The sequence below is a fragment of the Shewanella ulleungensis genome, assembly GCF_014648315.1.
In the GTDB taxonomy this organism is placed as follows: domain Bacteria; phylum Pseudomonadota; class Gammaproteobacteria; order Enterobacterales; family Shewanellaceae; genus Shewanella; species Shewanella ulleungensis.
In genome coordinates this window covers 1-9,214 of sequence record NZ_BMQW01000022.1, presented here as the reverse complement: position 1 = coordinate 9,214, position 9,214 = coordinate 1, and the positions used below count along the sequence as shown (strand labels likewise).

Sequence of the window (9,214 nt, the reverse complement as noted above, 5' to 3'; positions counted from 1 at the left end):
GCAGATAGGCAGATAGGCAGATAGGCAGATAGGCAGATAGGCAGATAGGCAGATAGGCAGATAGGCAGATAGGCAGATAGGCAGATAGGCAGATAGGCAGATAGGCAGATAGGCAGATAGGCAGATAAATTTAATAAAATAATGCCAATCATAAGATTGGCATTATTAATCTAAATAACTAGATGAGTTAACTTCGTCTATTGATATTTATAACCTTCAGCCTGTTTATCGGTATACTCCGGTTTTTCATGCTTTTGGCCCATAGCTTCAGCTACTTCTGGTGGCATATAGTTCTCATCATGCTTTGCTAACACTTCTGTTGCTTCAAGCTTACCCGATTCAACTAATACGCCCTGCGCTACGATGCCCTGTCCTTCACGGAAAAGGTCTGGTAATAAGTCATCAAAAGTAACAATGACTTCACCACCTGCTGAGTCGTGTACAGCAAACTCTACATGCAAACTATTAGGGTCGCGTTTCATTGATCCTACTGTAACCATACCGCCAACACGAATACGCTGACCAACTTCAGGCATTACACCTGTGTCGTTTTTACCATGTGTAATTTCATATGGTGTGTAGAATAAATTAAGGTTTGAGTTTAATGCATAAAGTAAAAGCGAAGCTACGGCTGCAACACCTGCAATTAATGCCACCGCTAAGGTTAATCTTTTTTTACGTCTTGGATTCACGGTTAGTACCTCTTGTTTCTTTAAGGCGTTGTTCACGCGTTATCTTTTTAGCAATTTCTATTAATACTTTACGCTTTTGTCTTATGCTCAAGGTGATTAATGTGGCTAAAGAGCCAAATGTCACACCATAAGACAACCATACATAAAACGCATAGCCACCCATATCTACAAAGTCTGCAAATGAATCAAACTGCATTACTTAGCCTCCTCTGCAGTAGCAAGTTCACGAACCCAAGGCCTCATACCATTTCGAGCAAGAATCTCTGTTCTATAGCGCACGAGTGTAATAGCTCCTATCATCACGCCAAAACCGACAATGTTGATTAATAGTGGATAAAGCATGTCAGTCGACATCGTCGATTTCTCAGTAATTTTTATTGTAGATGGCTGATGCAGGCTGCTCCACCAATCAACAGAATACTTGATGATTGGAATATTGATAACACCTACTATAGCTAAAATACCAGCAGCACGAGCGGCAAGAACTTTATCTTCAAATGAGGCATATAGAGAAATGACCCCAAGATATAAAAATAGCAATACTAGTTCTGACGTTAGGCGTGCATCCCAAACCCACCATGTGCCCCACATAGGCTTGCCCCATGCTGCACCGGTTAAAAGTGCGATAAAGGTAATGACAGCGCCAATAGGAGCAATTGCTGCGGCCGCCCAATCTGCCGATTTAATTTGCCAAACAAGGCCAATAAATGATGCAGTTGCCATGCCCATATAAGCTGCCATTGACATTGATGCCGCCGGTACATGGATAAAGATAATTCGATAACTATCACCTTGTTGATAATCGGTAGGGGCAAATAATAACCCCCAAATACTGCCAGTACCCACCAGTAATATTGCTAATACAGAAAACCAAGGCAATAAAGTGCCCGATAATTTATATGCCCTTTCTGGGTCTGCGTAAGAATGTAGCCATTTCCACATTAGTTTGTACTCACACGTAAGGAGGCGCCAATTGCAAAAGGTGCCAAGATTAAAGAACCGACCAACATTGCCGCAAGTATCGCAAGTTGACCATCATAAGCTAGGTTTAGTCCGGCTGCATCTATGGCGCTAGTTGCAAAAATAAGTACCGGAATATACAAGGGTAAAATCAATAAGCTGAGCAATACACCGCCTTTTCTCAGACCCACGGTTAGCGCTACACCTATCGCACCCAGTAATGACAATATTGGGGTGCCTAGTGCAAGTGTTGCCATCAGTGCGCCATAGCTGTTGCCGTCTAAATGCAGTAATACAGCAAGCAGTGGTGCAACCAATATTAAAGGCACGCCTGTTAAGATCCAATGAGCCAATACTTTTGCCAGTACTAAAAGTGACAGAGGTTGAGGGCTTAATAACATTTGCTCAAGAGTGCCATCGTTATAATCAGCCTTAAATAAACGCTCTAGTGACAGCATTGACGCTAAGAGTGCTGCAACCCAAATAATCCCAGGTGCAACACGTGTCAGCACTTGCGGTTCTGGCCCAATCCCTAATGGGAACAGGGTTACAACCAATATAAAAAATAATAACGGATTGAAAATATCACCACGATGACGTACTGCAATGCGTAAATCGCGCTGTAAGAGCGTCATGAATGCCGCGGTATAACTAATTCCTCGTTTCATTCAGATACCTTATACGAAGCGATAGTCGAGAGTGATTTTACGTAATATGTCATCACTAATAATGCTCATATCCTGGTGTGTAGTTAAAATGACACATCCACCAGACTCAGCATGTTGAATAAACAATTGCTCTAACTCTTCTACGCCTTTTTTATCGATAGCGGTAAAAGGTTCGTCTAAAATCCATATTTTACAATTACTGTGCTGTAATCTTGCGAGTGCAGTACGTCGATGTTGTCCTGCTGATAAGTGTCCAGCAAGGGCTTCTTCAAATCCTGCTAGGTTAACTTTTGCGAGTAACTCCGTGGTATCAAAGTCATCATAGCCACTGATTCTTAAATTGAAGTTAAGATTTTCTTCTGCCGTGAGTTCACTTTTTACACCTGCTAGATGACCTAAATAAAGTAAGTCGTGATTAAATTCATCACGACAACGAGTAATATCTTCGCCTAGGTATTCTACTTCTCCAGCGTATGGACGTGACAAACCAGCAATAATGCGTAATAAACTTGTTTTACCTGCTCCATTAGGGCCTTCAATTTGGACGATATCACCAGCATTGATATTAAAGCTGAGTCCATCAAATAATATGCGCTCTTCACGAATACAGGTTAATTCGTTAGCACTTAACAGTACTCTTGATTGATTTGATATGGTCACTTATCCCTCTTATTTACGCGTGAGGACGAATTCGAAATGATACTAACACAAAGGTATTTATCGGTTTAGCTTTGTCTCAGACTAAGTGCTAGCAATTTGATATAGTTCCAAAAAAAACAATATCAATTGAACTTTTTTAACGATTACTAATATATTACCTGAACTAGCCAGATTGTCTTGATTTAGAGACTAAGCTGAGATTGTTATCACAAAAAGATGAGTTTTTTTGCTATTTGTAGTAATCTAGTCGTGCTAAAAAGAGTCTGCCTTCTAAATCAAAGGGCAGCGTTAAGCTTTGTATATTTGCAATTAGGAACGTTGAACATGAAAAAATTGTTAGCAATGACTGCAGTAGCTGCATTAACTTTGTCTGCGAATGTGTTTGCTCAAGAAGGTGAAGCTATTTACAACAAAGCGTGTCAAGTATGTCACAGCATGGGTGTGGCCGGTGCGCCAAAAGTTCATGATGCTGCTGCTTGGGAACCACGCCTAGCTAAAGGTTTAGATGCCTTAGTGGGTTCTGTGAAATCTGGTTTAAACGCAATGCCACCAGGTGGTATGTGTACGGATTGTACAGACGATGATTACAAAAACGCTATCGAGTTTATGTCTAAGTAATTTTTCGACTAAACCAAAAACCGGCTTAATAGCCGGTTTTTTTATGGGTGTTTTTTGACAAATTGAAAGATTGCCATATAAAACTTGCTATATAGCAATCATTTTAAGCCTCGTTTACTTATATTATTGCACTAGCGTATCTAACGTTAACGTAGCGCTTCCACCAACTGCGATAGTATCGATAGTACCCTTTAAATCACCAGCTTGTGGCTTAACGCTACCATTTTTAGATAACACAGCAATCACTTCAACTTCTTTTGCTGAGCTCAACGTTAAATCGCCGCTCATTGACGTGCTGTCATCTAAAGTAATGGTTGTGGGTAGATTCGCTGCACTAATTTTCATTGCAGCTAGTGGCACTTTAGGGCCCTGAGTCGCACGGGCAAAGATAAATATGGTATCTGTTGCGCTAACCTTATCTGCAAGCTCTTCTGAAATTGTGACTTCTATTGCCAATGTTTTAGCATTTACTACAGCAACACCATTATGATCAGTGTCATTAGGCATAGTGTCTGCTGTTTCGCCCATACGCATCTTGGCTGATTCAATCGCATTCATTAATGCTGTGCGATCCACATCATTGCGGTCACTGTCTAAAATCATTTGCCAGGCTTCAATCGCTTTGTTGTAGTTAGCGGTAAAGAAGGCATCCATACCAACAAGCAATAATGTTGAAGGGTCTTGAGGGTCTAAAGCTAATGATTGATCAATAATCACTTGGATGTCAGGTGTGATTTGTTGACCCGCTTTATAATATAGTGCTGTCGCTTTAGGACCAAGTAACTCAGCATGTGTGCCAACTAACGCCATTACTTTATCAAATGCAGCTACTGCTTTGTCATATTGGTTAGCTGAAACGTAAGCATGACCGAGGCTGAACCAAGCTTGGCTATCATCTGGTTGTGCTTGCACTTTTGCTTCCATCATCTGCACCCGTTGCGACATGATTTGCGCAGGGTCCATGCCTTGATGAGGGTTATTCGCTTGCGGTGGATTGGCTAACTCGTTATAAGCGCCTAGCTGCTGATACAAATAACCTGAAATAGCGAGCAAACAAATGGTCATAAAAGCAGGCCATAATGCACTTTTAGGCTTAATTTCAACATCGAGTGAGTCATCACCTTCTTGCTTCATATCCTGAAGTAGGTTGATTTCAAGTTCTTTCTTTAATGCATCAAATTCGGTTTTGTCTAACATTTCATCTTGCAATTCTTTTTCGAGTATTGCTAAACGTTCACCATAAAGTTCAAGGTTAGTTTGTCTACGAACGCCAGCTTCTTCTGCTTGCAGTAGCTTTTGTTGGCGAAAGTGAGGGACCCAAATCATGATTAGGCCGATGAGTACGACAAGCGCAATAAAAATCCAAAATGTGGTCATTGTTTAAATATTCACTTTTAGGTTAACAAAAGAAGCGGTGTTTACCGCAGTGCTTGGAAGTTTGATTATACGTAAAGATTATTAATTGAATAGTAATATAAGGAAGATATGACTCCAAATCCTGAGAGTTGCGTACTGGTTCACATATTGGATGTGTTTGTTAAATTGTATGAAACTTTATAGCTACGCTTGTGTCATATGCCGATACTAGGGATTCATTTTGATACTTAGATGCTCATAATGAGACTGGTGACCCAGTTTTGTACGAAAAGGGCAGACAGATGCAACAGCAAGTTCTAAAATGCGTTAAAATTCGTTTAAGCTAATGTGCGTATATTAGTTTTAATGTATTGATTGATACTGTCGTGGTTTGTTTGTTTCAGATCCGCTTAATTATTTAGACTAAGGAATACCCATGATTCCAGAACTTGGACATTTCTCGCTAATTCTCGGTTTGGCTTTTGCCCTACTGTTAGCGTCCGTGCCGTTATATGGTGCCGCTCGTAAAGACCAGTATCTTGTTCGTTATGCTTGGCCACTGACCTACGGAATGTTTTTCTTTATCAGTCTTTCTGTTATTACCTTAGCCTATAGCTTTGCGACAGATGACTTTTCTGTTGCTTACGTAGCGCATCATTCAAACTCACAGTTACCCATTTTCTTTAAAATTGCCGCAGTTTGGGGTGGTCATGAAGGATCATTACTGTTTTGGGTTTTTGCTCTATCTGTTTGGGCAATATCTGTCGCCATATTTAGTAAAGGCTTAGAAGAAGTCTTTACTGCAAGGGTATTGTCTGTCCTTGCAATGATAGTTGTAGGCTTTACCTTATTTATGGTCTTGACCTCTAGTCCATTTGAACGGTTATTTCCGATACCAATGGAAGGAAGAGATTTAAACCCAATGCTGCAAGATGTGGGGCTAATATTCCACCCTCCAATGCTATATCTGGGTTACGTGGGGTTCTCAGTATGTTTTGCATTTGCTATTGCAGCACTTATGAGTGGTCGACTTGATTCTGCATGGGCACGCTGGAGCCGTCCATGGACACTCGCAGCCTGGATCTTTTTAACTGGTGGTATCTCACTTGGTTCTTGGTGGGCATATTACGAATTGGGCTGGGGCGGCTGGTGGTTCTGGGACCCAGTTGAAAACGCATCATTTATGCCTTGGTTAGTCGGTACAGCTTTATTGCATTCATTGATTGTGACTGAAAAACGTGGGGCATTCCGTAACTGGACCGTCCTACTGTCAATCTTTGCATTCTCACTGAGTTTATTAGGTACATTCATTGTGCGTTCAGGTGTTTTGACATCGGTACACTCATTTGCTGCTGACCCAAGTCGTGGCCTGTTTATTCTATTACTACTTGGTCTTGCCGTTGGTGGTTCGCTAACATTGTTTGCATTCCGAGCGAATGAGATGAGTAGCCCAGCACGATTTGAACTTAAATCGAAAGAAACCATGTTGCTTATTTGTAATGTATTACTCACAGTTGCGGCAGGTACGGTACTACTAGGAACATTATATCCATTATTGATCGATGCGCTTGGTATGGGTAAAATTTCTGTTGGACCTCCATATTTTAACGCTGTGTTTGTTCCTATTGTACTTGTGTTATTTGGCTTTATGGGGATTGGTCCAATCATTCGTTGGAAAAAATCTAAAGCCGGTGAAATTAAACGTCAATTATTAGTGCCAGCAATTATCTCATTAGTAATAGGTGCAATTGTACCGTTTATTGCCGGTGGTGAGTTTGACGCGTGGGTTATGGCCGGTGTCGCAGCAACGTCTTGGATTATGTTATCAACACTCCGCGCTGGATATAATATTGTTAGTCAAAAAGGTGGTGGTATTAGCCTCAGTAGAATTAGTCGTAGCCAGCTAGGTATGATGATTGCTCACTTTGGTATTGCAGTATCAGTTCTTGGCGCAACAATGGTATCTAACTACTCAATTGAAAAAAGTGTCCGTATGGGCCCTGGTATCTCACAAGAGTTAGCTGGTTATACCTTTAAGTATCTAGAAACTAAAAATGTTGTTGGTCCTAATTATACCGCGCAACAAGGCCAGATTGAGATTTATAAAGATGATGAATTTATCACCTTATTAAAACCAGATCGTCGCCAATATAATGTGCGTACTATGGACATGACCGAAGCCGGTATCGATTGGGGACTATTTAGAGATTTATATGTCACCATGGGTGATCCAATTAGTTTAACTGAGTTTGCTGTGCGCCTTAACTATAAGCCATTTGTTCGTTGGTTATGGTTTGGTTCTATCTTTATGATGGTGGGCGGATTCCTTGCAGCATCAGACAAGCGATACCGTGTAAAGCAAGTTGCACAGCAGCAAGAAGCCGCTAAAGCAAAATTAGCGACAGCATAATCACTCGGAGACACTATGAAGAAGTTTGTACTGTTTATACCCCTAGTTATTTTTTTGGGTATGGGAGTGTTCTTATATAAAGGATTATTTTTAAATCCAAAAGTGCTTGATTCTGCTTTAGAAGGAAAGCCGGTACCGGCTTTCCAACTTGAGCGGCTTGAAGTAGCGACTGAAATGCTGACTGAGAAGAATCTTGCCGGCAAAGTAACAATGCTTAACTTCTGGGCCACATGGTGTCCTGCTTGTAAATATGAACATCCATATTTAATGATGCTTTCAAAGCGTAATTTATTACCTATATATGGCATTAATTATCGTGACGAACGTGCATTAGCAATCAAAGAGCTACAAACTCAAGGTGATCCTTATACTTTGAATATTTTTGATAAAGATGGTCGTTTAGGTTTGGATCTTGGTGTGTATGGTGCGCCAGAAACATTTATTGTCGATCATAATGGCATTATACGTTATCGCTATGCAGGTCCTATTGATCAAACCGTTTGGACGGAAACTTTATATCCAATGATCCAACAACTCCAAACCGAAGCTAAAGCTGATGGGGCATCTTAATGAGCATGGTGACTAAATTATTAATCTGTTTTGCTAGCGTACTATTTACGGCTTCAGTTTTTGCTACGCCAGTAGATACTTACGAATTTAAATCTACAGATAACCAACAGCGTGCATTGTCATTGGCGCATCAATTGCGTTGTCCACAGTGTCAGAATCAAAACCTAGTGGATTCAAACTCGCCAGTAGCACAAGATTTACGCCTTGAAGTGTATAAAATGGTAGACAGTGGTAAATCAGATCCTGAAATTATTGATTTTATGACCAGCCGCTATGGTGATTTTGTGCTTTATAAGCCTAAACTTGATTCTAAAACCTATGTTTTATGGTTAGGTCCCGCTGGCTTATTAGTATTTGGTTTGCTTATCGGGTTTATATTCGTACGCAGACAACGAATTCAACCCGCAGAGGCTGAAGCACTAACACCAGAGCAGCAAGCAGAGCTTGATGCACTACTAAATAAAAACAAGGCAAGTAAATAAAACGTGGAGTAACAACATTGAAAAAGTGGCTTGCAATAATACTATCTAATCTGTTGTTACTCAGCATGACAAACATAGTGAGTGCATATCCAGGTATGCAGCAACAAACTAAACAAGTCACTCAATCAACACTCGACCGAATTAATATCTTGCCGCAACCGTTTCCAATTGCACTCGTAGATTTTACGGATGCAATTGGCAAACAAGTTAACTTTGAACACTATAAAGGCAAGGTTGTAGTTGTAAACCTTTGGGCAACATGGTGTCCACCTTGTGTAAGAGAGCTTCCTGCTTTACATCGTTTAAACCAAACACTCAATGCTGAGCAATTTGTATTGTTACCCATTTCAATCGATGCCGATTCTAAAGTAGTGAAACCTTTCTTAGCAGATTTGGGTTTACCTGCATTTAATTCCTATTTTGATCCACAACAAGAATTACGTGATGTCTTCCCGCTCGATACGATCCCAGCAACATTTATCTTAAATGAACAAGGTGAGCTAGTGGCCTATGTCCGGTCATATGTCGATTGGGACGATGAAAACGCGATGGCTTTTCTAACTCAATTCAGGAAAAACACTGAAACAGCTCAATAAGTCAGCATAAATCCGTTAATAAAGCTTAAAAGGATCGTTTTTGGTGAAAAGATCGCCAAGCGATCCTTTTTTATTAAAAAAGGGGTTGCACTAAATCTCTCGGTGCCTATAATGCGCATCCACTGACACGGCAGACAGCGAAAGCAGTCACCGAGTGAGGTTGAACCAAGTACTTCAAAACACTGAGTTCAAGGCGAAAAGA

Annotated in this window: 11 protein-coding genes; 5 read left to right on the top strand and 6 right to left on the bottom strand. The window is 40.7% G+C overall.

The window, feature by feature from the left end:
- Positions 1–197: 197 nt before the first annotated feature.
- Genes ccmE through ccmA form a run of 5 tightly spaced genes read right to left on the bottom strand, consistent with a single transcriptional unit; the run spans position 198 to position 2,980 of the window.
- Entirely contained in the window at positions 198–692 is a 495-nt protein-coding gene (gene ccmE / locus IEY40_RS19940; protein WP_188959333.1) for a cytochrome c maturation protein CcmE, read from the bottom strand.
- Positions 676–888 (bottom strand): heme exporter protein CcmD, encoded by a 213-nt coding sequence (gene ccmD / locus IEY40_RS19935; RefSeq protein ID WP_188959331.1) that lies wholly within the window; start codon positions 886–888, stop codon positions 676–678. The genes ccmE and ccmD overlap by 17 nt, the downstream gene beginning before the upstream one ends.
- Positions 888–1,634: a heme ABC transporter permease gene (locus tag IEY40_RS19930; protein ID WP_188959329.1), complete on the bottom strand. Its 747-nt coding sequence runs from the start codon at positions 1,632–1,634 to the stop codon at positions 888–890. Before IEY40_RS19930 ends, ccmD begins: the two co-directional genes overlap by 1 nt.
- A complete protein-coding gene (ccmB, locus tag IEY40_RS19925; protein ID WP_188959327.1) occupies positions 1,634–2,320 on the bottom strand; it encodes a heme exporter protein CcmB in 687 nt (228 codons plus the stop codon). Before ccmB ends, IEY40_RS19930 begins: the two co-directional genes overlap by 1 nt.
- 9 nt (positions 2,321–2,329) lie before the next feature.
- Positions 2,330–2,980, bottom strand: coding sequence for a cytochrome c biogenesis heme-transporting ATPase CcmA (ccmA, locus tag IEY40_RS19920; protein ID WP_188959325.1), 651 nt, complete (start codon positions 2,978–2,980; stop codon positions 2,330–2,332).
- Between the two features lie 324 nt (positions 2,981–3,304).
- Here ccmA and IEY40_RS19915 point away from each other — a divergent pair, with 324 nt between their 5' ends.
- Positions 3,305–3,598 carry a c-type cytochrome gene (locus tag IEY40_RS19915; protein ID WP_188959323.1) on the top strand — a complete coding sequence of 98 codons (294 nt, stop codon included), beginning with the start codon at positions 3,305–3,307 and terminating at the stop codon, positions 3,596–3,598.
- A 123-nt stretch (positions 3,599–3,721) separates the two neighbouring features.
- On the opposite strand, the gene ccmI is transcribed toward IEY40_RS19915, so the two are convergent.
- The gene (gene ccmI, locus IEY40_RS19910; RefSeq protein WP_188959321.1) at positions 3,722–4,975 is read right to left on the bottom strand and encodes a c-type cytochrome biogenesis protein CcmI; all 1,254 of its coding nucleotides are present in this window, start codon (positions 4,973–4,975) and stop codon (positions 3,722–3,724) included.
- Positions 4,976–5,390: 415 nt separating this feature from the next.
- Here ccmI and IEY40_RS19905 point away from each other — a divergent pair, with 415 nt between their 5' ends.
- The 4 genes from IEY40_RS19905 (at position 5,391) to IEY40_RS19890 (ending at position 9,012) form a co-directional block, all read left to right on the top strand.
- Positions 5,391–7,364, top strand: a complete 1,974-nt coding sequence (locus IEY40_RS19905) for a heme lyase CcmF/NrfE family subunit (RefSeq protein ID WP_188959319.1) — start codon at positions 5,391–5,393, stop codon at positions 7,362–7,364.
- A 15-nt stretch (positions 7,365–7,379) separates the two neighbouring features.
- Entirely contained in the window at positions 7,380–7,934 is a 555-nt protein-coding gene (locus tag IEY40_RS19900; protein WP_188959317.1) for a DsbE family thiol:disulfide interchange protein, read from the top strand.
- On the top strand, positions 7,934–8,416 hold the full coding sequence (gene nrfF, locus IEY40_RS19895) for a heme lyase NrfEFG subunit NrfF (protein ID WP_188959315.1): 483 nt from the start codon (positions 7,934–7,936) through the stop codon (positions 8,414–8,416). Before IEY40_RS19900 ends, nrfF begins: the two co-directional genes overlap by 1 nt.
- Before the next feature lie 65 nt (positions 8,417–8,481).
- Entirely contained in the window at positions 8,482–9,012 is a 531-nt protein-coding gene (locus IEY40_RS19890; RefSeq protein ID WP_188959313.1) for a TlpA family protein disulfide reductase, read from the top strand.
- The last annotated feature ends 202 nt before the right edge of the window (positions 9,013–9,214 follow it).

What these genes read in the sequence shown, in the direction of transcription:
- IEY40_RS19905 (WP_188959319.1), top strand. Translation starts at nt 5,391, where the DNA reads ATGATTCCAGAACTTGGACATTTCTCGCTAATTCTCGGTTTGGCTTTT.
- IEY40_RS19890 (WP_188959313.1), top strand. Translation starts at nt 8,482, where the DNA reads ATGACAAACATAGTGAGTGCATATCCAGGTATGCAGCAACAAACTAAA.
- ccmB (WP_188959327.1), bottom strand. Translation starts at nt 2,320, where the DNA reads ATGAAACGAGGAATTAGTTATACCGCGGCATTCATGACGCTCTTACAG.
- ccmD (WP_188959331.1), bottom strand. Translation starts at nt 888, where the DNA reads ATGCAGTTTGATTCATTTGCAGACTTTGTAGATATGGGTGGCTATGCG.
- IEY40_RS19900 (WP_188959317.1), top strand. Translation starts at nt 7,380, where the DNA reads ATGAAGAAGTTTGTACTGTTTATACCCCTAGTTATTTTTTTGGGTATG.
- nrfF (WP_188959315.1), top strand. Translation starts at nt 7,934, where the DNA reads ATGAGCATGGTGACTAAATTATTAATCTGTTTTGCTAGCGTACTATTT.
- IEY40_RS19930 (WP_188959329.1), bottom strand. Translation starts at nt 1,634, where the DNA reads ATGTGGAAATGGCTACATTCTTACGCAGACCCAGAAAGGGCATATAAA.
- IEY40_RS19915 (WP_188959323.1), top strand. Translation starts at nt 3,305, where the DNA reads ATGAAAAAATTGTTAGCAATGACTGCAGTAGCTGCATTAACTTTGTCT.
- ccmI (WP_188959321.1), bottom strand. Translation starts at nt 4,975, where the DNA reads ATGACCACATTTTGGATTTTTATTGCGCTTGTCGTACTCATCGGCCTA.